13 protein-coding genes are annotated in these 26,836 nt (G+C 43.0%); 7 read left to right on the forward strand and 6 right to left on the reverse strand.

Going from position 1 to position 26,836, the window contains the following annotated elements; translation table 11 throughout:
• The 4 genes from BJP34_RS47045 (at nucleotide 1) to BJP34_RS05275 (ending at nucleotide 13,481) form a co-directional block, all read left to right on the forward strand.
• The gene (locus tag BJP34_RS47045; protein WP_070391439.1) at nucleotides 1-10,422 is read left to right on the forward strand and encodes a hybrid non-ribosomal peptide synthetase/type I polyketide synthase; all 10,422 of its coding nucleotides are present in this window, start codon (nucleotides 1-3) and stop codon (nucleotides 10,420-10,422) included.
• Between the two features lie 564 nt (nucleotides 10,423-10,986).
• The gene (locus BJP34_RS05270) at nucleotides 10,987-12,318 is read left to right on the forward strand and encodes a lipase family protein (protein WP_083305011.1); all 1,332 of its coding nucleotides are present in this window, start codon (nucleotides 10,987-10,989) and stop codon (nucleotides 12,316-12,318) included.
• A 146-nt stretch (nucleotides 12,319-12,464) separates the two neighbouring features.
• Nucleotides 12,465-12,596, forward strand: a complete 132-nt coding sequence (locus BJP34_RS48415; protein WP_267876488.1) for a hypothetical protein — start codon at nucleotides 12,465-12,467, stop codon at nucleotides 12,594-12,596.
• A 3-nt stretch (nucleotides 12,597-12,599) separates the two neighbouring features.
• Entirely contained in the window at nucleotides 12,600-13,481 is an 882-nt protein-coding gene (locus BJP34_RS05275; RefSeq protein ID WP_070391441.1) for an alpha/beta fold hydrolase, read from the forward strand.
• Here BJP34_RS05275 and BJP34_RS38775 read toward each other — a convergent pair.
• The 3 genes from BJP34_RS38775 to BJP34_RS05285 all read right to left on the reverse strand — a co-directional run bounded on the left by BJP34_RS38775 (nucleotide 13,478) and on the right by BJP34_RS05285 (nucleotide 16,967).
• Entirely contained in the window at nucleotides 13,478-13,663 is a 186-nt protein-coding gene (locus BJP34_RS38775) for a hypothetical protein (protein ID WP_149030811.1), read from the reverse strand. The genes BJP34_RS05275 and BJP34_RS38775 overlap by 4 nt on opposite strands.
• A gap of 456 nt (nucleotides 13,664-14,119) precedes the next feature.
• Nucleotides 14,120-14,851: an FkbM family methyltransferase gene (locus tag BJP34_RS05280; RefSeq protein ID WP_070391442.1), complete on the reverse strand. Its 732-nt coding sequence runs from the start codon at nucleotides 14,849-14,851 to the stop codon at nucleotides 14,120-14,122.
• A gap of 4 nt (nucleotides 14,852-14,855) precedes the next feature.
• Nucleotides 14,856-16,967 carry a nucleotide-binding protein gene (locus BJP34_RS05285; protein ID WP_083305012.1) on the reverse strand — a complete coding sequence of 704 codons (2,112 nt, stop codon included), beginning with the start codon at nucleotides 16,965-16,967 and terminating at the stop codon, nucleotides 14,856-14,858.
• Between the two features lie 32 nt (nucleotides 16,968-16,999).
• Here BJP34_RS05285 and BJP34_RS42460 point away from each other — a divergent pair, with 32 nt between their 5' ends.
• On the forward strand, nucleotides 17,000-17,140 hold the full coding sequence (locus BJP34_RS42460; protein ID WP_158517021.1) for a hypothetical protein: 141 nt from the start codon (nucleotides 17,000-17,002) through the stop codon (nucleotides 17,138-17,140).
• Nucleotides 17,141-17,211: 71 nt separating this feature from the next.
• Here the strand turns inward: BJP34_RS42460 and BJP34_RS05290 are convergent, their stop codons facing one another.
• The 3 genes from BJP34_RS05290 to BJP34_RS05300 all read right to left on the reverse strand — a co-directional run bounded on the left by BJP34_RS05290 (nucleotide 17,212) and on the right by BJP34_RS05300 (nucleotide 24,830).
• On the reverse strand, nucleotides 17,212-18,054 hold the full coding sequence (locus BJP34_RS05290; protein WP_070391443.1) for a PIG-L deacetylase family protein: 843 nt from the start codon (nucleotides 18,052-18,054) through the stop codon (nucleotides 17,212-17,214).
• A gap of 187 nt (nucleotides 18,055-18,241) precedes the next feature.
• Nucleotides 18,242-20,326: a glycosyltransferase gene (locus tag BJP34_RS36120; RefSeq protein WP_083305013.1), complete on the reverse strand. Its 2,085-nt coding sequence runs from the start codon at nucleotides 20,324-20,326 to the stop codon at nucleotides 18,242-18,244.
• Nucleotides 20,327-20,570: 244 nt separating this feature from the next.
• Entirely contained in the window at nucleotides 20,571-24,830 is a 4,260-nt protein-coding gene (locus BJP34_RS05300; protein WP_070391444.1) for a tetratricopeptide repeat protein, read from the reverse strand.
• A 435-nt stretch (nucleotides 24,831-25,265) separates the two neighbouring features.
• On the opposite strand from BJP34_RS05300, the gene BJP34_RS05305 reads away from it, so the two are divergent.
• Together BJP34_RS05305 and BJP34_RS05310 are read left to right on the forward strand one after the other, a co-directional pair.
• Nucleotides 25,266-25,718: a helix-turn-helix domain-containing protein gene (locus BJP34_RS05305; protein WP_070391445.1), complete on the forward strand. Its 453-nt coding sequence runs from the start codon at nucleotides 25,266-25,268 to the stop codon at nucleotides 25,716-25,718.
• Nucleotides 25,719-25,919: 201 nt separating this feature from the next.
• Nucleotides 25,920-26,834, forward strand: coding sequence for an Rpn family recombination-promoting nuclease/putative transposase (locus BJP34_RS05310; protein WP_070391446.1), 915 nt, complete (start codon nucleotides 25,920-25,922; stop codon nucleotides 26,832-26,834).
• Nucleotides 26,835-26,836: the final 2 nt, after the last annotated feature.

Raw genomic sequence — 26,836 nt, forward strand, 5'->3', positions numbered from 1 at the left:
ATGGAAAATTTATCAAATGAAATTCAAAAATTAACTCCCCTACAACGTTCCTTTTTGGTAATTGAACAATTGCAATCTAAGCTGGACAAATATGAGAGTTCTAGCAAAGAACCAATCGCCATTATTGGGATGGGATGTCGTTTCCCTGGAGGAGCAGATAACCCCGAATCCTTCTGGAATCTTTTATCTCAAGGCATAGATGCCATTAGTGAAATTCCTTCTGAGCGATGGAACATCGAGCAGTACTACGATCCTAACCCAGAAACCCCAGGGAAAATGTACACTCGTTATGGTGGCTTTGTCGGTCAACTACAAGAGTTTGACTCCCACTTCTTTAATATTGCTCCTATTGAAGCAATTTCCCTTGACCCTCAACAACGTCTACTCTTGGAAGTAAGTTGGGAAGCCCTTGAGCATGCAGCGATCGCTCCTCAACAACTCGCCAAAACTCAAACGGGTGTATTTATGGGCATCTGTAGTAATGACTATAGTCAACGTTTAACTAGTCGTGATCTTACAGAAATTGATGCCTATTTAGCCCAGGGTAATGCCCACAGTACCGCTACTGGCAGACTTTCTTATTTTCTCGGACTAACTGGGCCTTCAATAGCTGTAGATACGGCTTGTTCTTCTTCCTTAGTCAGCCTTCATTTAGCCTGTGCCAGTCTGCGTAACCAAGAATGCACTTTAGCTCTAGCAGGAGGGGTTAATCGGATTATTTCCCCAGAATATACCATCAATTTTTCCAGGGCGAGAATGCTTTCTGCTGATGGACGCTGCAAGACTTTTGACGCGGGGGCAGATGGTTTTGTTCGCAGTGAGGGCTGTGGGGTAGTAGTGCTCAAGCGATTCTCGGATGCCGTGGCAGATGGGGATAATATCTTGGCCGTCATTCGAGGAACGGCGATTAATCAGGATGGCCATACTAGTGGTTTAACGGTACCGAATGGTCCTTCTCAAGAGTCAGTAATCCGTCAAGCCTTAAAAAATTCAGGAGTACAGCCACAGCAAGTCAGCTATATAGAAGCCCATGGCACCGGGACATCTTTAGGAGATCCGATTGAGGTCACTGCTTTAGGGAATGTATTTGGAGAATCACACTCATCACAACAACCGATGATCATCGGTTCTGTCAAGACGAATATCGGACACCTGGAAGCAGCAGCGGGCATAGCGGGGTTAATCAAAGTAGTATTGCAGTTGCAACATCAACAGATTGCCCCCCATCTCCATTTTCACCAGCCCAATCCTTATATTAATTGGAAGCAATTACCGGTATTAGTACCGACTGATGGTACTCCTTGGCAGATAGAAGATAAACCTCGTCTAGCTGGCCTTAGTTCCTTTGGTTTCAGTGGCACTAATGCCCATGTCATCCTAGAAGAAGCCCCAAGTTCAGTTAACACTGAGCACTTATCAGACCCCAGTAGGGAACGTCCTGTTCATCTATTCACCCTCTCGACTAAAGATGACTTGGCTTTATGGGCACTGGTGCAGAAGTATCAAGAATTTTTAGAGAACAATGGCACTGCTAATCTGGCAGATATCTGTTTTACTGCTAATACAGGGCGCTCCCACTTCCAGCATCGATTAGCAATTATCGCATCTAATCAGCAGGAGTTAGCTGAAAAACTGGCAAAGGCAAGAGCAACAGAGGATATTTCCGCTGTATTTACCGGACACATCCCCAATAGTAACAGTTCACCCAAAATGGCGTTCCTGTTTACGGGTCAAGGTTCTCAGTATGTCAACATGGGCAGACAACTCTATGACACTGAGCCGATCTTCCGTCAAGCCTTAGACCAATGTCACCAAATCCTACAGTCCTATTTAGAAAAACCGCTCAAGGAAGTTATTTATCCTCAACAGCCTCAAGACCTAAAGACTTCAGATATTAACCAAACTGCTTATACTCAACCAGCCCTATTTGCCATTGAATATGCCCTATTTAAACTCTGGGAATCCTGGGGCATCAACCCAGATGTAGTGATGGGGCATAGTGTAGGGGAATATGTAGCAGCAACCGTAGCAGGAGTATTTAGTTTAGAAGACGGTTTAAAATTAATTGCCACTCGGGGAAGGTTGATGCAACAGTTGCCCTGTGAGGGTGAGATGGTGTCGGTGATGACATCGGAGTTAAAAGTGCGTCAGTTCCTTAAGACCTACACAGATAAAGTAGCGATTGCTGCTATTAATGGTCCATTAAGTGTGGTAATTTCTGGAGCCAGTGAAGACATTGGTGTTATTTGTGACAAATTAGAAGCTCAGGGAATCAAAACCAAAAGACTACAAGTATCCCACGCCTTCCATTCACCATTGATGGAACCGATGTTGGCAGAATTTGAAGCAGTAGCCCATCAAATCACCTACTATCACCCAAAAATACCACTAATATCAAATGTTACAGGAACAAAAGTAGACAAGAGTATTGCCACAGCTAACTATTGGGTAAATCATATACGCCAACCTGTCAAGTTTGCTGCTAGTATGGTTTCCCTGCAACAACAAGGCTTGGAAGTATTCCTAGAAATAGGAGCAAAACCAATATTATTAGGCATGGGGCGTCAATGTCTACCAGAAGAGTTCGGTATTTGGTTACCGTCGTTACGTCCTGGAGTGGATGAATGGCAGCAAATGCTATCAAGTTTAGGACAGTTATATGTCCAGGGAGTCAAGGTAGATTGGTCAGGGTTTGACCGAGATTATGCTCGTCAAAAGGTAGTGTTACCTACTTATCCATTCCAACGACAACGGTATTGGGTAGAAACCGCTAAGGGTTACGATTCAAAAGCCATCTCTTCAACTAAATTCCATGCTCTGATTAATCAAAAATTCCAATCCCCCTTATCAAAAGAAATCTTTTTCGAGTCTGAATTTAGTACCCAAAACTACCCCTTTTTAGCCGACCACCGTATCTATGAAAAAGTTGTAGTTCCTGGTGCAGCTCACATCTCCCTATTGTTAGCAGCTGCCTCTTTAACGTTTCCGAAAACTGAATGTCAACTGGAGGATATTCTCTTTCCTCAAGCCCTAGCCATTCCGGAGCAAGGAGTACGAACTGTGCAGGTAGCTTTGACTCCACAGGATAGCTCCTATTCATTTCAAGTGATTAGCTTTGACGACTCTTTTAAGGATGGCAGAGAAATCAGTTCTTGGGCGGTTCATGGTACAGGAAAGATTTCTCCTGCCCCGGTTGAAAAATCACGGTTATCTCTGGAAAATTTTGAAATAATTAAATCTCGCTGTAGTCAAAAACTAGAAAGCACAGAAGTTTACCAGTATATCTGGGAGCGACAAATTCAATTAGGACAGAGTTTCCGCTGGATAGATCAGGTCTGGTTAGGAAACGGAGAAGTTCTTTGTGAAATGAAAGTGCCCCAAACAGTTCTAGAGGCAACAAAGTATCAACTACATCCGGCTTTGCTTGACTCCTGCTTCCAATCAGTAGTTGCACTTCACTTAAGTCTGTCCGACAATAATAAGGAGACATTTGTTCCCTTCAGTGTAGAGAAATTTACTTTTTATAAGCGTCCTGAAAATGGACGGCTTTGGTGTTATACCCGTAGGTCAAAAGACAATCAATCATCAGAAAAACTCAAAGCCGATATACAATTAGTTGACCACAATGGGGAACTAGTGGCTCAGGTCACTGGTTTTGAAGGTAGGAAAGCCAATCCCCAAACGTTGTTGATGACTCTGGGTTCAGATTTGAGTAATTGGTTTTATGAAATCAACTGGCAAGCTATACCCCTACCATCAACTTCCGAATCTAATCAAAAAGAAACAGGGAATTGGTTAGTCTTTGCACTCACTGGTGAATTGACAGAGGGTATTGGTAAAATTTTAGAAAAAAAGGGCCACAACTGTATTTGGGTATCTCCCGGTTCAGAGTATCAGCAATTAGATGCTCAACATTATCAAATCAATCCCACTGTTGCTGAACAATTCCAAAAACTGCTGCAAGACAATAGTGATATCAAAGGCATTGTGCATTTATGGGGTGTAAATGAAACCAGTGAATCGGTTGGTATACTGGAGTTAGAAAAAGCTCAAGAACTAGGTTGTGGGACAGTACTGCATTTAGTGCAAGCCTTAATTCAAGCTGGACTAACTCATCTACCGCCGATGTGGTTAGTTACTCAAGGAACTCAGAGTGTCTTAGATGAAACGGAAGTGGTACAACCCCAGCAGGGAGCTCTATGGGGACTAGGGCGAGTTATTAGTCTGGAACACCCAGAATTAGCTTGTTTTCGAGTTGACCTAGATCCGAAATTTGATGTTTGTGAAACCCTCCCCAGTTTGGTAGATGAACTGTTGTCTAATCAAAACGAAAACCAGATCGCAATTCGTCAGGGAGTCCGTTATGTAGCCCGATTAGTACGACAACAACAGCAGAAATTCACATCATTACAACTATCAATTGAATCAGAAGCCTGTTATCTTATTACTGGTGGTTTGGGAGCATTAGGGCTACAGGTAGCCCGGTTGCTAGTTGCTAAAAGTGCTAAACATCTGGTCTTAATTGGGCGTTGTGCTCCCTCAGAGATGGCGATGAAAACAATTCAGGAATTAGAACAAGCTGGAAGCCAAATCTCAGTTTTATCAGGGGATATATCCAATCAACAAGATACGGTCAGAATGATGAAGCAAATTCAGGGATCGTTGCCACCACTCAAAGGAGTGATTCATGCAGCCGGGGTATTGGATGACGGGTTACTGCAAAACATGAATTGGCAGAAGTTTACCAAAGTGATGGCACCAAAGGTGGCAGGAACTTGGTATTTGCATCAACTGACCCTTGATTTACCCTTAGATTTCTTTGTCTGTTTCTCTTCGATGGCTTCGATGTTGGGTTCACCAGGTCAAGGAAACTATGCCGCCGCTAATGCTTTTATGGATGCGATCGCCCACTATCGTCGAGGGCAGGGATTACCAGGATTGAGTATTAACTGGGGACCATGGGCAGCAGCAGGCATGGCCGCTCGTTTAGATAGTCTCAATCAGCAGCGGCATAAGAGCAGTGGCATGATTGCCATCAAACCCGAACAGGGAATGCAGGCATTGGGGTCATTGTTATCAGAGTCCCAAAGCCAAGTGGGGGTGTTCCCGATTAATTGGTCAAGGTTTGTCAGGCAGCTCCCTGGTGGGCAAAAGATGCCATTCTTAGAGGCTTTGATTTCCACTGAACCATCATTCACCCAAAAGTCGGCATTTAGGGAACAACTAGAAGCAGCAGCAGTTGATGAACGTCAGGAGTTATTAACAACTCAGATTCGCTCGGTGATCGCCAAAACCTTAGGCTTACCAGATGCACAAAAGATTGGAATGCAGCAGCCTTTGTTTGAATTAGGGTTAGATTCTCTGATGGCCGTGGAATTGAAAAATCGCTTGGAGTCAAGTTTAGAAACAAGCTTAAGTTCAACACTGTTATTTGATTACCCTACCGTAGAAGAACTGGTAGAGTATTTCGCCAAGGATGTCATCCCTGTAGATTTATCTTCCGATCTTCCTACCCTAATTCCTAATCCAGAGCAACGCTATCAACCTTTTCCTTTAAATGACATTCAACAAGCTTATTGGATCGGTCGCAATCAAATTTTTGACTTAGGCAATATTGCTACCCATGTCTACCTAGAGCTTGATTGTGAAAACCTAAATTTGGAACGCTTAAATCAAGCTTGGAGGCAATTGATTGAGCACCATGATATGCTGCGGATGATAATTTTAGATGACGGTAACCAGCAAATTATTGATAAAATTCCTCCCTATGAAATTGAAGTTTTAAATTTGTCTGGAGAGTCTGATCAAACCATTGCTTCAGAGCTAGAGACGATTCGCAATCAGATGTCCCATGAAGTTTTGCCAACTAACCAGTGGCCTTTGTTTAATCTACGGGCTACTCGTTTAAATGAACAATGTTTCCGCTTACATATCAGCCTTGATATGTTGATATCTGATGCCTGGAGTATCTATCTTCTATGTAAGCAGTGGGTGCAACTGTACAAGCATCCTGAGAGTTCACTACCTGCCATTGAAATCTCCTTCCGAGACTATGTGCTGGCTGAGTCAGCTCTAAAAGATAGCCCACAGTATCTTCGTTCTCAGCAATATTGGTTTGATCGTCTTGATAGTCTACCTCCCGCCCCAGAAATTCCCCAAGCGAAAATAACTTCTGCAATTACCGAGCCAATGTTTAACAGTCACAAGGCTCAACTGTCTCAGACTCATTGGCAACAGTTAAAACACAAGGCTAGCCAAGCGAATCTAACCCCTTCAGGAATCTTGTTAAGTGCTTTTGCTTATGTATTGAATTACTGGAGCAAGAGTCCAAAGTTTACCCTCAACCTCACTCTGTTTAACCGCCTTCCCTTACATCCTCAAGTTAACGAGCTTATAGGTGACTTCACCTCTGTAATCTTGCTGGAGGTCGATAACTCAGAAGCAGTTTCATTCATTAGTCGTGCTCAAAAACTGCAAAGACAACTCTGGGAAGATTTAGAGCATAGGTATATCAGTGGAGTAGAAGTGCAGCGAGAGCTATATCGTCGAGGGCGCAGTCAACCAATGGGGGTAGTTTTTACTAGCACTTTGGGATTAAAGTCTCTAGCTGATGAAGAGTTGGGAAGAGGATTCGGTTTGGAGCAACTCGGAGAGGTCGTTTATACTACATCTCAAACGCCTCAAGTTTTGCTTGACCATATAGTAACCGAGGAAAACGGAGCACTGGCATTTACTTGGTATACAGTTGAAGGGCTATTTCCTGAAAGTCTAATCGATCAAATGTTTGAGGTTTATTGCGATTTTCTCGAACGGCTAGCCACCTCCGATCAACCTTGGGTTGAGACTTACCACCAACTGTTACCAGCATCTCAACTAGCACTACAAGCGCAAGTGAATCAGACCGCTAAATCTTGGTCTGAAGATATCTTGCATAGTTTGTTTCTCAAGCAAGTACAACTTCAAAGGGAATCGACAGCCGTTATTACTCCCCAAAAAATCCTAAGTTATGGGGAACTCCACAGGCGGTCTCATCAGCTAGGACATGGACTACGGAAATTAGGAGTGAAACCTAATCAGCTAGTAGCCGTAGTCATGGAGAAAGGTTGGGAACAGGTAGTAGCAGTCTTGGGAATATTGATGTCTGGTGGTGCTTACCTACCGATAGATCCCAGGTTGCCTCAGGAACGCCAGTGGTATCTGCTGGAGCAAGGGGAAGTGGAACAAGTTTTGACTCAAACTCATCTGAAAAAGTCTCTGAGTTGGCCTGATGGAATTAAATGTTGGTCTGTAGATACTGAAGAGTTAGCAGAAGACGATCCAACTCCGTTAGAGCCAGTACAAACTTCAGAAGATTTAGCCTATGTGATTTACACTTCCGGTTCTACTGGTTTACCCAAAGGAGTGATGATTGATCATCGGGGAGCAGTCAATACCATCAATGACATCAATCAACGGTTTGAAGTAAAACCATCGGATCGGGTACTAGCCTTAGCAGCGTTGAACTTTGACCTGTCAGTGTACGACATCTTCGGTGTCCTAGGAGCTGGGGGAGCCATAGTGATGCCACCACCAGAAGGAGCAAAGGATCCCGCTTGCTGGATAGAATTAATCGTGGCTCACCAAGTTACCCTATGGAACTCAGTTCCTGCTCTGATCCAGATGTTGGTGGAACATTTGTTAGGAAGCTCACAATCAGCAGTTGGTGATTTACGAGTGGTGATGCTGAGTGGAGATTGGCTGCCAGTAGACTTACCAGAAAAAATCCAGTCTCTGTGGTTTAATGTTCAAATTATGAGTTTAGGTGGAGCAACCGAAGCCTCAATCTGGTCAATCGGCTATAGCCTTGAACAGGTTGGTTCTAATTGGAAGAGTATTCCCTATGGTAAGCCCCTGTTGAATCAAAGCTTCTATGTGCTCAATGAGTTGATGGAACCAAGACCGGTTTGGGTTCCCGGGCAACTTTATATTGGAGGTGTGGGCTTAGCTTTGGGGTATTGGAAAAATGAGCAAAAGACCAAAGCGAGCTTTATTACCCATCCAGTCACTCAAGAGCCGTTATACAAAACTGGAGATTTAGGAAGGTATTTACCTGATGGTAATATTGAATTTCTGGGAAGAGAGGACTTCCAGGTAAAAATCAATGGTTATCGTGTTGAACTCGGAGAAATTGAAGTAGCTTTAAAACAGTATCCAGGTATAAAGGAAGCAGTCGTTAGTGCTGTGGGAGAAGATCCGCAGACAAAGCAGTTAGTGGCTTATGTTGTTTTCAACCAAGAATTCCTCTCGGAGCCACAAAAAAATGTGGCAGAAGCTTACCAACCTAGCCAACAAGAAGGAGTGCTAACAGATCCTTTAGAGCGCATGAAATTTAAGCTCCAGCAACCAGGGTTGGAGCAGTTAGACTCCTGTGTTAACAGTATAGAATTACCCAAAGCTGAGGTAGATGAAAGTCTGATTCAGAAATATTTGGAGCGGCAGAGTTATCGGCAATTTTTATCTCAACCACTTTCTCTGAGGCAGTTGAGCAAGTTTTTAAGTTGCCTGCAACAAATGAAACTGGATGATTATCCTCTACCAAAATATCGTTATCCTTCGGCGGGAAGTCTCTATCCGGTGCAGACTTACTTGTGGATAAAACCCAACCGAGTTGAAGGTCTCGAAGGCGGTTTATATTACTATCACCCAGCCGAGCATCGTTTGATATTACTCGCTAGGACTAACGAAATTGACGGTCAAGTTTATGGTGTCAATCAAGCAATTTTTGCCCAATCCGCTTTTTCGATATTTTTGATTGGTAAATTGAATGCAATCGCTCCGATGTATGGAGAATTAGCGAAGGATTTCTGTATGTTGGAAGCTGGTCATCTCGGTCAGTTACTGATGAGTAGCGCACCAAAACAAGAAATTGGTTTGTGCCCCATTGGCCATATAAAATTTAAGGAATTACGAGATTTATTGAAGTTGGAATCAAGTCAGGTTTTACTTTATAGCTTTGTCGGTGGAAAAATAGATTTAGCTCAGACTAAGCAGTGGTTTGAGGAATCAGTAGTCAGGAGGGAGAAGCCAAAATCAGTTCAACTGCGGGAGTATTTACAACAAAAGTTACCTGGTTATATGGTGCCTTTTGAATACATTATTATGGATACTTTACCTTTAACTGCTAATGGTAAAGTAGACCGTAAACGATTGCCGATACCTCAAAGTAAAACTGTATCCAAAACCGAACATATACAACCTCACACCAAAATAGAGCAACAAATTGCTGGTGTTTGGCGAGAGGTGATTGAGATAGAAGAAGTAGGAATACATGACAATTTCTTTGCCATAGGAGGTAATTCCTTACTTGTAATCCGAGTACATAACAAATTACAAGAACTATTAGGAATAGAAATTAAAATAGTTGAACTGTTTACTAACCCAACGGTACACTCCTTAAGCCAACATATTTCTCAAATTTATCCTCAAGAAGTAAATATAGAAACTAGCAAGAGTCGTGGAGATGAGCGCTCGAAAAAAGTCACTACTAGCAATAACAATATTCTCAAAAGCATAAGTAAACCAAAAATTTCCGAGCCTACTGATTCTCCATCTGACTTATTCCCATGTCTGATTCCTATACAACCAGAAGGTAATAAATCTCCTTTCTTCTGCCTTCCTCCTGTAGCAGGAGTTGTTTTTCCCTATTTGGAATTAGCACGTCTTCTAGGAAAAGACCGACCGTTTTACGGAATTCAATCCCTAGGGTTTATGGAAAATGAAAACCCCCTAATCAGTATTGAGGAAAAGGCGTCTTACTATATTAAAGCGATAAAAACAGTTCAACCTGATGGGCCTTATTACTTAGGGGGCTGGTCTTTGGGCGTTTTGACTGCTTTTGAAATGGCCAGACAGTTAGAAGAAATTGGGGAAGTTACTGAGCGTCTTATTTTGATTGATATGCCCCCCAATCCAAAGAGTAAACTAACTAACTTGTATGTTTACTTTCAGTTTTTGCTCACACAAGCATTGCCTCAAATTTGGCCCTATGTTTATGATTATGTGCAACTCCAAAACCAAGCTAGTGTGGGGAATTTTGCTCAATATGATTTCCTCCCAATCCAGTCCGAAAATCAACCCCAAACCCTTGGCAAAGTATTAAAGAGAATCAACTCTCTTATTCGTTATAGTCGCCCATTGCTTCGAGTTATGCAAGGGAATACCCAGGCATCATTTCATTATACTCCTAAGCACTATACTGGTAAAATTACTTTATTACGAACCAGCAAATCTTTGAATTCAAATACTCAAGATACCACCTTGGGTTGGAGTCAGTTTTCGGCTCAGGAGGTAGAAACTCATCTTATTCCCGGTCATCACCTTAATCTACTCCGACAACCTCATGTTAAAGTGTTAGCTCAAACCCTAAAGAATTTGCTTAAGTAAGCTATATAGCAATTCTCATCACGAGTGAGATCTAGCGTTTATTGCATTTATGAGGTACGCTTAATTGCCTCAAAGTCCCCCTTATTAAGGGGGATTTAGGGGGAGATCTTTGTACCTTATGGGAGAGAGAATTGCTATAAACAGCATTTTTTCTCCCCCCCTCCCCGCGCCAGAGCCCTGATCAGGTAGCTTTTTAACAAAGACGTGACTGTGGGGTGTGGGGTGTGCGGTAGTGGTGCATCTCAAAGTTGAAAATCAATGTCTTGATCCAAAGCGCGAGTGGGGGAAACCACGCCAGTTGCTCATCGGGGAGGGGCTGCGTGGGTCACCTGCGAACACCTTGAAAGCCCCGTGGAACGGCAGTCGCTCATGGGGTGGCCTCCTTTGACCGCGCTGCCTCCCCAAGACCTGGCTGCATCGCTACTCCCTACTGCCATTAACCCAGGACAAAAGTCCCTGACCTAATTGAGAACTGCTATATATTATACCTACAGCAAACTGCTAGAATTTTACGGCTCAAAAAAGTGTGCCAAGATCTGAATAAGCTCAGGAGGTCAATTAAAGATGAATATGCCCCAGAATATCAAAAGTGGTTTTAGCTTTGATGAAGCCATATTAATGGCAAAATTTTGCCAGCAAATATATACGGTATACCAGTATGATGATGGAAATGTCAACGACATAGAAATTCAAGAAATCTACAATTCCCTTTACCGCTCTCAAGACTGGAAATTTGTCCACAGCATCCGCAATGATGAAAGCAATGTGCGTGGATTTATTGCCAAAAAAACAACAGGTCATCAGTATACGGTGGTTTTCCGAGGCTCAATCGTGACCGATCGCGGAGCTTTTGAACTAACAGACCTGGTATCTGACTTTGACTGGGATTTAGTCAACTACGGTTCCGTCACTGATAAAAGAATTAAAGTGGTTAAAGGATTTTGGGAAGCCTCTGAATCGGTTTGTGATCAACTCGAAATCTTTTTTAAGACCTTACTAGGTAAGCTCACAGCCAAAGATTTTGATAAAATCCACCAGATGACTTATGAAAGGCAGTTTGCCTGCATCACAGCCATCGCCGATGCTGGCGCAATTCGACTTGGTACTGATTTTGAGCTCGAAGCCAGAACCCTGATTGAGCAAGCAGTGGCAGATGAGGAACTGGGTAATGATGACGAGCTCACAGACATTTTAGATTTTCAACAAACTAGGGTGCTAGAACTCGAAGAACTCAACGAGCCAGTGGAAGTTTATGTCACTGGTCATAGTTTAGGCGGGTCCTTAGCCTTCCTGGGTGCTAATGCTTTGCGGCGTTACTTTGGTTCGGCTGTGATGCTCAAAGTCTACACCATTGGCGCACCAAAAGTAGGCAATGAGTCATTTGCCAACTACTACGAGCGACAAATCGGTAAGGGGCTGACCCATCGCGTGGAAAATTTAGTGGATATAGCTCCTAGTATGCCATTTCCGCCCCCCTTCCCCTTAAATATGTTGGCTGGGAATGGTTTGCGAGTTGGGAACTTTTACCTATCAAACTGTAGTCCTGTTGGAGAGTTACACACTGTGATGGGACTGGGTTCCCAGGGTGTCTCTGTGGATTTTGGCGGAGCTGTAGAATTCTTGGGGGGCATTCCGTTTCCCCACGGTAGTGATGCCTATTTGCAGCTACTTGAGGAAGACCACCAACGTTGGCAACAATTGTGGCGACCCATACGAAATATTGTGGAAAACTTTATGAACGAGCTTCTCCAAGAGCAAACTCAGGCTATTAAAGAGGAGTTGGATCAGGTAAAAAACGAAATTATTGGATTAAAGAACCAATATAATGGGAAAGTAGAAGGGAAGGATGGCAAGGCTGTAGAGGTCACAACGGCTACAGGGGATTCACCAAATTGATAATCAAGTTAAGTGGCTTCTTTAGGGATTAGGGAATGGTTAATGGTTTATGGTTAATGGCAATTTAAAATTTAATATTTTCATTGATGTCTTTTGCCTTTTGTCTTAATCACCAGTTAATCGGGTGTATAGCGTTTATCGTACTTATGAGGTACACTCAATTTTATTCCCCCTACTCCCTACTCCCTACTCCCTACTCCCTACTCCCTACTCCCTGCTCCCTACTCCCTAAAACCCAGAACGAGGTACCTCACCCAATTGAGAACTGCTATAAATAACTGATGTTTCCTGATTTTCTGCCCTCCAATACCCAGCAGCTAGTTGAGTCTACCTCGATTGACCTTGCTCAAAGTATCCAGCGTCAAGCTATCTCAACTCCCCTGAGCCCACAGGCCATTGCCACAACTTACGTTAATCAGGGTAAGGGTGGCACGCCGATTCTGTTACTCCATGGCTTTGATAGTTCCATACTAGAATTGCGCCGCTTACTACCGCTGCTGGCTCAGGAAAATGAAACCTGGGCAGTGGATTTGTTGGGCTTTGGGTTTACGGATCGCATGGCAGGGACTCCGTTTAGTCCAAATGCGATCGCAACCCATCTCTATTATTTCTGGAAAACCCTGATTAGAACACCAGTCATTGTAGTCGGAGCGTCGATGGGAGGTGCAGCGGCGATTGATTTTACCCTCACTTACCCCCAGGTGGTTAAACAGCTAGTATTAATAGATAGCGCTGGCTGCACCAAGGCTCCCCCGATGGGGAAGTTCTTATTTCCTCCCTTAGGCTACCTAGCGACAGCATTTTTGGCTAATCCCAAGGTAAGACAAAGTATAAGTAAAAACGCTTACTATGATAAAGGTTTGGCCTCTGAAGATGCCCGAATTTGTGCTGCATTGCACCTAGAAATGCCTGGTTGGAATCAAGCCTTGATTGCGTTTACCAAAAGTGGTGGTTATGGTGATTTTGGGGATAAGCTGGCTCAGATTAGCCAGCCAACTCTAATTTTATGGGGTGACCATGACCAAATTTTGGGGACTGCTGCTGCTAGTAAGTTTAAGGATGCGATCGCACAATCTCAATTAATCTGGATTAAAGACTGTGGTCATGTGCCTCACTTGGAACAAGCTCAAGTTACTGCTGAGCATATTTTAGAATTTGCTTAGAATTCGGCATATAGCAAAGGGAACAGGGAACAGCGGATCTGGGAACAGCGGATCTCGGAGCAGGGAGCAGCGATGCAGCGCGGTCTTGGGGGTTTCCCCCACTCGCGCTTTGCATCAAGACGGGAGTAGGGAACAGGGAACAAACATTCTCTCAATTGATTTAGCTGTCCGGCAAAATTCATCCCACACCTATGCTACGCATTAGGTGTGGGATGAATTTTGCACAGGGTATTATAAAATTGCTATAATATATTTACTGATAAACAAAGCCGAAAATGCTGGTTTGTCAGCCACCTACGTTCCTTAAAAATAGAACTTATTGTATTGTTCCGGCGCGGAGGGGCATCCCGTGTCGTTAATAAAGCTTGCCGAGTATCCGAACCGTTGGGTGGAGTTGGCAAGAAGCCCACACTGAACTCAACGAGTCAGTGTGGGAGTATGTCACGATTGCTATAGCTTCAGGAGCATAGCGGTTTTTAGCCTAATGAGGTACACAATAGTTTTCCCTTGTTCCCTCTTCCCCTCCTGGGAGGGGTTAGGGGTGGGTTACTCTTTCCTGTTCCCAGATCCGCTGTTCCCTGTTCCCTAAAATCAGGAACTCTGTACCTCACCAAATTTAAAACCGCTATATAGCATTTTCAATTTAGATTTGAATACGCGATCGCATGTCCAACATACCAGGGAATATTGGGATAAGCTGGTTCCAGGGGCATGATTTTATATCCTAGAGAGTCAATAAACATCTCAATAGTGTGATTCTTCAGTTTAAAAGACTCTTGATTCCCATCATCTACTTCATAAATCAGGATGGGCTGATAGTCTTTAATAGTTTCAATCATCCCCCTTAAAACATTAATTTCTGCTCCTTCCACATCGATTTTCACGACCGTTGGGGGTTTCAAAGTCTTTTGGGACACCAAATCATCAATAGACACAAGGTCAACTGTCATTTCACCCCTGAGATCTGGAGGTGTACCCGCTGTAGCTAAAGTAGCTCCCCCTGAATGATGGGCCAGCAACAATTCTCCGGTTCCGGTTGATTCAGAAACTGCTTGAGGGAAAACAGTAACATTGGAGAAACTATTAAGCTCCACATTCCGTAGAATAATGTCAGCATTGTTTGGAACTGGCTCAAAAGCATAAACCTGTCCAGATGGCCCAACTAGCTTTGCAGCAATAATAGTAAAAAAGCCAATATTGGCACCGATATCATAGAAGATATGATCACGGTTTAAGCAGCTTGCTAAGGCGTTCTGAAGCGGAAGTTCATAGGTACCAAGTAAAAAATCAGGATTAGAACCATCCCCATGGAATTTTAGTCCTGCACCTACTCCATTGTTAAGGGTTACCTGTTGATTGCTTAAATTCATTAGTCTAAACCTTTGCTACAAAATTTTGAAATACACTTCCTGTATCATTGCCCCATTCCCAGTTAGCGACAATCCCAACTCGGTTAATTCTAAGACGCGCCGCATCTGGATAAACATCTGTCAGGGCACGATACAATACTGGCTCATCATTGATGAATATCATGTAATTCATGCCGTCAAAAATCATGCGGAGCCGATGGGAGACCCCCCAGGAAATGCGTTTACCGACATTTGTCCAGACAGCATCAAATAATTCTTCAAAGCCATTGAGATAGAAAAACGAAGACATTGAAGCACCACCGTAACAGTCATCTAACCAGTTATTGATAGTGATATAATTGTCAGCATCCTGCCAAAAGATAAACCCTCCACGACCTTTTTCTCCCTGTCCTCGTCTAGTTCCAGGGGGAGTAATGTCTAGCTGTAAATCCGCTATGTCTGGGTGATCCCAATCAATGGTGTAGGCCGTGCGACCTGGATTAGGATGTTTAGCATCAGCTTGGACTTTGGCTGTACTATTCCCAGTCAGCTCAATTACCCCTAGCCCAATATTCCGATGCCAGACTTTGCTACCACTAGTGGTGGTTTTTCCCATCAAGTCCCCAGCTGCACCAGCAAAATCTTCAGTGATAGCCATTTCGGTACCCTCTACTACCCAAGGGGAGCCCAGGTCGAGTTCAGAAGGAATAGGGATAGTGCGTGGGTGAGCCTCAAAGGAGCGAAAATACAGACTATTATTAGAGTTAATCCCACCAATCCCAACACCGGTAGCGTTTTCCAGGCGGGTATCTGTAAAGCACTTATTAAAGACCAACTTGCCATTGAGATACAGGCTAAAGGTCTTACCATCATCCAATATCTGTAAGGAGTTGATTGCTAAGGGCTGTAAATACCATAGATCGCTAACAGCTAAACATTCCCAGCTATCATGGTCTTGAATCATAAGTTGACATTTGTCCCCGTCTGCTAGGAAACTCCAGTATTGGTTTTGATCCTGAACACGCCACAAAATGCGGACTCCAGTTATCTGAGTAGAGGTTTCGACCAGCAAATGGATTAGCCCAGAGGGTGTGGGACACTCCAACATAGCGACGCTATCCGGTTGAGTGGCTCTAGCACCATCAGGTGTTAACTCATAACTTCCTTGAGAGACACTCCAGAAACCACCCTTGTCCGCTTCAGCACCATCTAGCAAACCATCACCAATCAGGTCATCTGCTGCCTGAGCTGTACCGTACCAGGTGGCGATGTCTGAAATTTGGGCTACATTAGCGCCATAAATTCGCGTATCGACTTCAAAACCATTCTGTCCCAGAATACTTTGGTATACACCAGCATATACTGTGGCATCATCATTGAAAGGATCAATAGCAATGGGACGCATATTAGGGTAAGCGGCCAGACCATGAGCATTAGGAACAGAAGCAGCATAATAGGCAGCTCCCTTTTCCCGCAGAACTACGATGTAATAAACCTGGAGATTTTGTAAGCCCCTAAATGCTGAGAGCAGATACCCCCCCAACCGAGTCCACAACTCTCCATTTTCTGCCCCAGTGGCATGAACAATAAAGGCACTTCCCTCTGCAGTCGCGTCAACAGGAACTTCCCTGGGGAACCAACCCACTGCCAGATTCTCATCAATATTTGGCAATTTAAACGGTTTGAAATATCTGGAAATTCTGGAGGTACTACGAATCCACCATAGGAGCTTTCGCAGCATCCTGCTTTTTTCCTGACTGGAAGTCCAACGCAGAAGTCGTTTAGCCGGTTTATCTGTCTCAGGACCAATCATCCACCGATGGAGTCGTTCTGTCAGGGGCTCAATCCTTTCGGTCTGGGATGTATTATGACCATTGCTCAGAAACACTGCAAAGGCCAGTCCATTGGTACGGGTGTACGGACCATAAGCAATGCCCTGTCTGCCCCACGCAGGTTTTAGCAGGGGCTGGAGACGTAATGCGCCATTGTCAATCCCAATCAGCTTTTCGACATCTATACCCTTACGAACTGCACCACTGGGAGTTTTAGTACCAATGGTTTTACCTGCACAACAGTTGTCTGAGAATGTGTCTGTGAAGGATTTGTTTACTAAATTTTCTGGATTTAATTGTTGCATATTGTTACTTAATGTTTATATAGTGTTTTTTAATGAGATGTGAAACTAGGATTGATGGAAATTCTGACTTCCCTACTCCCTACTCCCTACTCCCTACTCCCTACGAGAATATAAACAAAAAACAAAATGGATATATGATGTCCCATATATCCAGAACTGATATGACTGACTGATAAAGGTCTTGAACACTCTTATTACTTATGATTTCATGATTATCTTGAATGAAGTTGCCAAATTGGCTAATTTATCGATACCATTCAGAATTATGAGTCAAACTATATCGACGAAATAATTCATAGTTTTGAAAAAAGCAGTCTAAAAAATCTCCCTCTGACACATCTCTCAAGGTTAGCCAGCGTGGATGAAGAATGAGTTGTTTCATTTGAGATTGATGTTGGTCTAGGGCAGTACGTTTGATATCAAAAACATCACCAATATAGACAGATAATCTAAAATCCTTCAGTAAGCGAAACCCTGACATGATGGTTTTTTTAACAAAGGAGACTAGGTTTGGTTTACTCCCTTCCACCCTTGTCCAAGGCCAGTGATTCCAGAACCATATAGGATACTCATAAACTGTCACATCAAATTTAATTGTTTTGAGTGCAGCTACCACAATTTCATTGGTAGCATTATGGTCAGATACTCCATCATTATAGTAGGGAATAAAAATTTCTTCAGGAAGATACTTAAGAATAATTTTTGCAACGTTTTGGATAGCCAAATTTCTGGTTTGATCTAATGTTCCATCTTTGAATTCCAGGAAGCTCACATCATGCTCTTGCAGACCAAGTTTTTGAGCGGCTGCCAAGGCTTCATTAGCGCGTATTGATTTTACCTGATTTTCTGGAATCAGATGAGCATGAGATTGACATCCATCTGTCATAAAAACAATTTTTATATCGGCTCCGGCTTGCTTTTTACGGATAATTGTTCCACCACAGCCCAGGGTTTCATCATCCTGATGGGGTGAAAAAATAATTGCCGAGCGTCTTAGATTACTTCTGTCATACTCAACTCTGGTTCTATGGATTAGAAAACGATAAAACTGGCGTACCAGAGTTTTTAAGGATAATTTATTGTTCATTTTTAACTTGTCACTTGTTACTATTCCTTGTTCCGAAGTTCAACAGGGTGCATCTCATTTTTGGTGTTTGAGCCGGTGGTGCGTTACGGGGCGGACTTTCCCAAGGCTGGCTACGAGGCTGAAAATGACGGCGAGCCCCCCTAACGCACCCTACGCAACTGATAGCTGATAGCTGATAGCTTACCTTTCAAAGAATAGTCTTGTACTGCTTGAGTAAATCATCAACAACTTTCTCGAAAGAAAATACTTCAACCGCTCGCTGATGTCCAGCTTGTCCCATGGATGTTCTAAGTTCTTGGTCAGAAAGAAGTTGCAAGATGGCGTCTGCTAAAGCATCAGCATTACTCCGTTCAACCAGCAGACCTGTCTTACCATCTTCCACAATCTCGGGAAAAGCACCAGCTTGGGTAGCAATAACGGGAAGACCTGCGACCATAGCTTCCACAATTGGCATCCCAAATGCTTCGTGACATACTGAGGGAAATACAAAAATGTCTGCCTGCTGATAATAATTGACTAACTTGGATTGAGGAAGGGAGCCAGTGAAGGATACTTGGCTGGCTAGATCAGCACCAAAGTGATCATTCAATTCAGACAGGTATCGTCTCACGTAACCTGTCCAACTTTCATCACCGTAGAATGACGCTAACTCTGCCACTTTGGAGTCATCACTTAATCCCACAAGATAGTCGTAGGGTAATGCACCTACAGGACCAACGAGATCAAGTTTGGTTTGAGGGCAGCGCTCGAGCACTTTTTTAAAAGCCTCTAATAAGACATGGGATCCTTTTTCTGGAGATACTCTACCCACGTAGAGTAATCGTTTAGCAGAATTGTTTTTGCTGCCATTTTGCTGATTATGCTTGACATAGAAATTCATGAAGCGATCAAGGTTTACCCCATTAAAAACCGGCTGACAGCGCTCGGCAAATTTAGGAAAACGCTGGCGAATCCCTTCTGTGATATACTTACTAGTACCAATAACTAAATCTACCTTACTAAGCCGCTTTTCTAGAATTTTGTGATCGAGTTGGGTCAACCACTCACAATGCATGTGCAGGGCAATTTTTATGCCTGGGTTCAAGGCTCGTATCACTGGAATAAACTGAGATAAGTTGTGAATGTGTACAACATCACATTGCTGTTTTCTCAAGTCATTGGCTACCTGTAAAATATATGCTAGGTAATAGAGTTGGGAGCCAAATATAGGACGTTTTTGATTTTGGAATCCTGGAATTTTTTCCAGATAGTTGAGCAGTTTTTGATCCCGGCCTATGGGAATATATCGATAGTCTACTCCGTCATGAGTTGCCGTATTAAAGCGTTCTCCTGGTGTATAGACAATAACATCACCATCTTGAACTAAAAGACGCACGAATTCATAGGTCAAAATACCGATGGAATCCATCGGATTTGGAAACGATGTCATCACAAAGGGTTGACAGACAAATGCTATCTTTAATCGTTTCTTAGAATCTGCTCCGTTTAATTGATGATTTAATTTGTTGTTTAATTTGTTTTGCTCTCGGTCAATCCTAGCTAATTTATTTTGGACTAAAGTGGTGTAGACTACAGTGTTACTGGGATTGAGTTTGAGGACATTGTTATAGGACGCGATCGCATCATCTAATTTGCCTTGTTCCTGCAGAGCAACTCCCAAGGTATAATGACTGTTGACCAAGTCTGGCTGTATTGCGATCGCTTTCTGGTAGTAAGCCACCGCAGTCTTCAAATCGCCTCCTATTTTCCGACTAACGCCCAAATCGTGATTTAAGGCAGCGTAGTAGGCGTGTTTTTCTTGGGAAAGCTGCCCTTGAGCGTAGAGAGCATTACCCAAATTCACATCAGCTTCAGCACAGTTGGGCTGAATCTCCAAAGCTTTTTGATAGCATGCGATCGCATTTTCCCACTTGCCTTGTTGTTGTAGAGCATAGCCAAAGTTGTTGTAAAGCGCTACCGAGTTCGGCTGTAGGGCTAACGCTCGCTGGTAAGCTTCCACTGCTTCTGACAATTGACCTTGAGCTTGACGCAAATTGCCTAAACTGAACCAAGCCTTGAAAGACTCCGGATTGACAAGGAGGGTTGTATTGAAAAACTCCTCAGCAGTTTGGTACTTACCTACCTGTTGTGCTAGCATTCCTAACCCATACAAGGCATCTGGTTGGTTAGGTATTCCTGCCAGAATGTTACGATAAACTTGCTCAGCTTCGACCAAGCGATTGGCTCGATGATATTGAAGAGCCACTTGAAGTGCTTCAGAAAGTTGTGTCACTGTTGTAATCCTCAATTTTTAGTTTTTAATTGGTAATTATCAATTGGTAATTGCTGCAACTAGGGTGTGTCTTATTGCCTCGGAGATCCCCCATTATCCCCCTTAAAAAAGGGGGACTTTGAGTATGGCTCCCCCCTTTATAAGGGGGGCTGGGGGGGATCTAAATCTTGCGGAAAACTTTGTCTTGATGCAGTCGCTCATGGGGGGAACCCCCAAGACCGCGCTGCATCGCTGAAAACACGCCCTAGGGATAAGCAAAGTAAAAACTTTCTGAACTATGATTCAACATAATCGAGCGCAACTTTGAAGCAATCTCATCCCGTAGGGGAGCAGCTTCCGCTTTAGTCAGCCAAGTAAATAGTTTCTCTACAGCTTGAGGAGACGGATCAATTTTGAGCGCCTCTTGAAGCAGACGAAATGCACCAGCAAGATTCCCAGTCTTTAGGGGAATTACCATATGTTCTAGACAATAATTAAAGTAATGGTTACGAGCGTTGGCTGTAATTGCTGCACAATGCTCAGCAGGAAGATAGCTCTCGGAAATTTCAATCCCCAGGCGGATAGACGTTGCTTGAGCTCCAGATAATATCAGTTCACTGGTCATATTATTATCATGCTCACGGTAACGTGCCAAAATATCGCCTTCGTACCACCAATCATAAAAACTAGCAATACGCTTATAAAGTTCCCAATCAGGAGTATACGTGTTCCCCGGATCGTAACACCCCAGATGTTCATGAGTAGAGCGACGAATCACAACTGCACAAGGATTCAAGACATTAGAAGTGCCAATCTTCCACAGCCAATCTTGATGGATACCCGTATCTTTTCCATACACTTGTTGGGAGAAAATTATCTTTCCTTTCTCATTGATATTTTCATAACCCGTAAATGCTGCTCCCACAGAATCACTACATGTTTCTAGACTCTTCTTCAAGCGGGAATAAAAACCTGGAAGAACATATTCATCTTCAGGAAGCACATGAATCCACTGACCGCGACTGAGGGCAATACCAAGATTAAAATTGCGTCGCGCACCGATATTTTCTGGATTGCGGTAGTAGCGAACTACCCCTCCCCCAATCGAATTCACCAAATCGTATAGAGGAGGTGTGCTGGCATTATCCATAACCAAAATTTCCATCTCCTCCTCGCCCTGCCATTGAGCCAACACACTCGCCAGACATTCCAGAAGATAGTCAGTACGGTTATATAAGGGAATAATTACTGTCCAAAAGGGTCGTTTGTCTTCACTTACCGATACGCTCGGAATCCCTGGAAACTGATATCCGCCAATAGTAACGTCTGGTTGTTCTACCTGGGGTGGTGTTAGTGTCTCAGGAGATACTGTAGAACCGTTGTCAGAACCGTTGTCAGGATTTACTACTTTCCCATACCGGGGATTGACTAGCATTAGCCCTTGTCGATAAGCAGATGCTGCCTCGTTTAATTGCTTCTGAGTTTGGTAAATCCTGCCTAAGTTAAAGTAGACTTCCCCATAACTAGGATTGAGCTCCAGAACCTTCTGATAAGATGCGATCGCATGTTCAAACTCACCTTGGTCTTGAAGCACCACTCCCAAATTGTAATGAGCGCTTAGCAAATCTGACTGCATGGCGACCGCTTGCCGATAGTAAGCCACAGCATTAGTCAAATCTCCTGCCTTTTGCCGGGTAACCCCTAGCTCATGGTTCAACTGTGCGTAGTGTGCTTGTTTTTCTAGGGAAAGCTTCCCTTGAGCGTGGAGTGCATTGCCCAAATTCACATCAGCTTCAGTGCAGGTAGGCTGAATCTCCAAAGCTTGTTGATAAGATGCGATCGCATCGTCCCAATTACCTTGTTGTTGTAGAGCATACCCAAGGTTGTTGTAAACCGGTACTAAGTTCGGCTGTATTGTTAAAACTCGTTGGTAACACTCCACCGAGTCAGACAACTGACCTTGACCTTGGCACAAATTACCTAAACTGAACCAGCCCTTAACAGAATTCGGCTCCGCTTCCACAGTAGCTCTCAACAACTTCTCGGCAGTATCATACTGACCTGTTTGCTGTGCCAGCACCCCTAAGCCATATAAGGCTTCCGGATGATTAGGCTGTTGTTCCAAAATCTTATAGTAAAGCTGTACAGCCTTGTTTAAGCGATTGGCTTGACGATGTTGAACAGCAATTTGTAGTGCTTCAGAAACAGTTTCCATCGCAAATTGTCTTGGTTTATGGACTACATTTAATAGAAAATCTTCTAATGCTCTTACCGGTTTTAAGTCACCATATAACTTATGCTTATTTTCAGCAACTTGATCAGATATGTATTGACGATATTGAGCATCTTGACCCAACCGTACCGCAATTTTCACATAATCCTCTTTACTCTTAGCAATTGTCTCTTCCAGACCCATCATTTTTAGAATTGCTATCGTATGCCGACCACGCATCAAATCTCCTGGGAATGTCACAAGCGGAATATTATGGGCAATAGATTCCAAACTAGAGTTACATCCAGACCAACCAATGCTATCCAAGAATACATCCGCTATCGCTGAGGTTCCAGCAAACCTGCTGTTATCCAGAAATGGCAAAAATATGCAGTAGTCTGTATAATCGAAGCCAAATTTATTAAAAGCATCCCTTAAACGCTGGGTAAATATCTCAGTAACCTGATCACTTTTAACATATTTAATAAATACAAACTTACACCGACCAGCTAACTCCTTAGCAATTCGAGGAAATACATCATCATAGTCAGGTAAATATTTATATAACGATTGGCAACACCAGAACATAATCTCATCATCATCTAAGCCTATATCCTTTTTAGCGATCGCTTCTGGTGTAATTTCCAAAGGGGTGTAATGGATAGAGAGATTCGGTAATCTAACTAACCTCTCACTATAATGCTCTTGAGCATTTTCTGCCTCCATTAAATCACTACTCAAGTAATAGTCAATCGTCGGCATCCCACTAGTATCCGGATGTCCCCAAGATGTCATTTGAATCGGAGCCAGTCTTAAACAACCCAACTTAACTGTAGTGGGGGACATCCCGAATTCCGGAAAAATAAGGATGTGTAATTTATCTTTTGTAATTACCTCACACCATTCTTCGATAGTCAAAGAACCTTGAATAAATTTTACAAATGATTTCGCGGCTATTGCTGTTTCCTTATCCTGTTTTAACCCTGTGTGATAACCAAATAGTTCAAAATTCGATCTATCTATATTTTCTACCCAGCCCTTAATCGGTATTTTCCAATTAGAATGATCCCAAAAGAATTCTGAAATAACCCCAATCCGAACTTTTTCATGAGGTGCTAAATTTGGTAGAGGAATTTTATGGCTCCACCGGGGATAGCACTGGGACATGATCTGGCAAATCATTTGTCCATAAATTTCCTGTAACTCTCGGTTATTTAACCCTTGATAGGCCAGATAAAAAGGCTGAAAGGCTCCCACCGCATTAGCGGCACTTAGCAGTTCCCTTGGACTTAGCTCTGTATCGCTCTGTGTATAGCTATCCGCTAATTTTTTGAGACTAGCTTGGTAATTATTTCGCGTTACCTTGATTTCATCAACACTTGAATAAATGATCGGAATCTGACACACGCACATGGCCAGTTTAGCTTCAGCCAAGTTAGGGTTAATACTTAATGCTTGCTGGTAAGACTGTAGGGCTTCTTCTAGCTTGCACTGTTCGTGGAGTGTATTTCCTAAATTGTTATAAACCTCAGCAAAATCAGGTTTAAACCTAATCGCTTCCTGATAGGACTGTATCGCTTCCTCTAACTTGCCCTGTTTTTGGAGTATTGTTCCCAAATTGTTATGAGCGTCAGCATAGTCAGGTTTAAGCCTAATTGCTTCTTGGTAAGACTCTCTTGCCGCATCTAACTTGCCCTGTTTTTGGAGTATTGTTCCCAAATTGTTATGAGCCTGAAAACAATCCGCTTTAAGCTTAATCGCTTCCTGGTAGGACTCTCGTGCGGCATCTAACTTGGCCTGTACCTGCAGTACATTTCCCAGATTACAATAAGCCTGAGCATAGTCAGGTTTAACCCTAATCGCTTCTTGGTAGCAATGTACCGCTTCCCCTAACTTACCCTGATTATGAAACAAATTTCCTAAATTGTTATGAGCCAGAGCATAGTCAGGTTTAACCCTAATCGCTTCTTGGTAAGACTGTACCGCTTTCTCTAACTCTCCTTGTGACCAGAAGATATTTCCCAAATTGTTATGAACTTCAGCAAAGTCAGGTTTTAGGGTTAAAGCTTGTTGGTAGAAGCCTACCGCTTCCTCTAGTTTATTTTTTTCCTCAAATATACTTGCCAGATTAGCAATTGCTATCACGTTATAGGGCTTCGATAAAAGCTTTTCCTCACCCTGATTATCCCCCTGAATCTGTATTACCTGTCTGTAGATAGATTCAGCCTCATCTAATTTACCCAACTGATGATTTTGAGCAGCTGTATTGATTAGAGATTCAAGGTTTGATTCTAACAATTGGTTGGTAGTCATATCGCGGTTTACAGGGCAGAGCTAGGTCGCCGTAATACTAAATTCGGTTTGATTAGATATCAATCATGAAAAATTATTTCCCCCTAGTTGTCTGGTCAGTTTGGCAAAACTTTACATAACTTCACAGGGTGCATCTCACTTTAAATGTGGCGTAGGGTGCGTTAGGGGCGGGCTTGCCCTGATTTTCCGCTCTAGCGCCAGTGTTGGGATAGCCCGCCCCGTAACGCACCACGGGCGAACCCTGATTTTCTGCCTCGTAGTCCTTGGGACAGCCCGCCGGAAAATTCTCACAGGCAAGATGCCTGTTCCACGCCTGATGCCCATTCCACCCACCGGGTCAAACAGCAAAAATTAGATGCACCCACTTTACATTAAGGCGTCCAGAAATAAATTTTTGCTATAGTAGTATTATCGGAATAGTTAAGGAATTCCAACATGAAACACTGCGTTGGTACTACCGAAGCCGCATCTCTCTTAGGTATTTCTTCTCGACGATTGCGCCAACTCCTGGAGAAGGGTAGGGTCAGGGGTGCCTATAAAAGTGGTAAATTCTGGATTATTCCTCTTTTCAAGCACCTACCACAAATCACCAAAGCTACCCGTGGACCCAAGGGCAAATGGCGTACCAGTCGTCCTCCCGCTCTAGCCACCATCAATGTCAACCGTAATCGGATTGGCAGCAACAATGGTAAACCGCCCCAAGACCGTCAGCCAGTGATTTCGGTAAAACGAAGCGGCAACAATCTATACGGCAACCAGATCGAAATCCTTGGTCCATGTCGGATTGTCTATCAGCCCGATCATCCACTGCGTTGTGGTGCTCGTCTATGGATCGAAACCTTCAGTGATGTTCATTTCATTGGTGGTAGTTTTCCCGCTAGTGTCTGATCCTAAGGGCATTGCTGATTCTGGCTATGGTTTTCCCAATTCTGGGGATAACAAAACTTTCAAGCGATGCAGCGCGGTCTTGGGGGTTTCCCCCATGAGCGACTGCATCAAGACAAGTCCCTCAGAATTCGAGGAGCAACGGGGGCTTTAATAAAACCAGATTATCGCGCATTTATTCCTTAATTCAGGAACGCCAAAACTATGAGATTTATCAGCCCAAAAATAGATTATGTCTTCAAAAAAATATTTGGTTCCAAAGAAAGTAAAAATATATTAATTAGTTTCCTCAATGCTATTATTTACAATGGCGAACCAATCATTCAATCTTTAACCATTATTAATCCCTATAATCCCGGTCAAGTGTTGACTTTAAAAGACACTTATTTGGATATAAAAGCAGTGTTAGCGGATGGAGAAATTGTCCTAATTGAAATGCAAGTCTCATCCATGACTGGTTTTAGCAAACGGGTACTTTATAATATGGTGAAAGGATATGTTAATCAGTTAAAAACAGCAGAGGACTATATTCGTCTTAAACCTGTTATAGCTGTCACAATTACGGATTTTATTTTGTTTGACGGAACTCAGCAAATTATTAATCAATTTGTGTTTCAAGAAAAAACCGAAAAGTTTGAATGTCTGGAAGAGGAATTGCAGTTAATATTTATAGAATTACCGAAATTCCAGAAAAAACTATCAGAATTAGAGACTTTAGCCGATAAATGGATTTATTTCCTCAAAGAAGCGTCTAGTCTCGATAACATTCCTCCTTCTTTAGGAGAAGTATCAGAGATAGAATCAGCGTTAAATCTTGCTAATCAAGCTGGTATGACACCAGAAGAATTAGAAATTGCCGATCGCCGTGCTATGGCATTACAAGATGAAAGAGGTAAAATAACTTATGCTGAAGAAATAGGAAAGGAAATCGGCAAAGAAATAGGAAGAAAAAAAGAAGCGATCGCCTTAATAATGCGTCAACTGAAAAAGCGTTTTGGGGAAATTGATACAAAAACCATTAGCAAAATAGAAAAGTTAACAATTGAAGAGTTGGAAAATTTGGGAGAAGACTTCTTAGATTTCAATAACATAACGGATTTAGAAAATTGGCTTAACTAGCA

It is taken from the genome of Moorena producens PAL-8-15-08-1 (assembly GCF_001767235.1).
Taxonomy (GTDB): Bacteria; Cyanobacteriota; Cyanobacteriia; order Cyanobacteriales; family Coleofasciculaceae; genus Moorena; species Moorena producens_A.

Coding starts and splice junctions, on each gene's coding strand:
- BJP34_RS47045 (WP_070391439.1), top strand. CDS start 1: ATGGAAAATTTATCAAATGAAATTCAAAAATTAACTCCCCTACAACGT.
- BJP34_RS05270 (WP_083305011.1), top strand. CDS start 10,987: ATGAATATGCCCCAGAATATCAAAAGTGGTTTTAGCTTTGATGAAGCC.
- BJP34_RS48415 (WP_267876488.1), top strand. CDS start 12,465: ATGAGGTACACTCAATTTTATTCCCCCTACTCCCTACTCCCTACTCCC.
- BJP34_RS05275 (WP_070391441.1), top strand. CDS start 12,600: ATGTTTCCTGATTTTCTGCCCTCCAATACCCAGCAGCTAGTTGAGTCT.
- BJP34_RS38775 (WP_149030811.1), bottom strand. CDS start 13,663: ATGAATTTTGCCGGACAGCTAAATCAATTGAGAGAATGTTTGTTCCCT.
- BJP34_RS05280 (WP_070391442.1), bottom strand. CDS start 14,851: ATGAATTTAAGCAATCAACAGGTAACCCTTAACAATGGAGTAGGTGCA.
- BJP34_RS05285 (WP_083305012.1), bottom strand. CDS start 16,967: ATGCAACAATTAAATCCAGAAAATTTAGTAAACAAATCCTTCACAGAC.
- BJP34_RS42460 (WP_158517021.1), top strand. CDS start 17,000: ATGAGATGTGAAACTAGGATTGATGGAAATTCTGACTTCCCTACTCCC.
- BJP34_RS05290 (WP_070391443.1), bottom strand. CDS start 18,054: ATGAACAATAAATTATCCTTAAAAACTCTGGTACGCCAGTTTTATCGT.
- BJP34_RS05300 (WP_070391444.1), bottom strand. CDS start 24,830: ATGACTACCAACCAATTGTTAGAATCAAACCTTGAATCTCTAATCAAT.
- BJP34_RS05305 (WP_070391445.1), top strand. CDS start 25,266: ATGAAACACTGCGTTGGTACTACCGAAGCCGCATCTCTCTTAGGTATT.
- BJP34_RS05310 (WP_070391446.1), top strand. CDS start 25,920: ATGAGATTTATCAGCCCAAAAATAGATTATGTCTTCAAAAAAATATTT.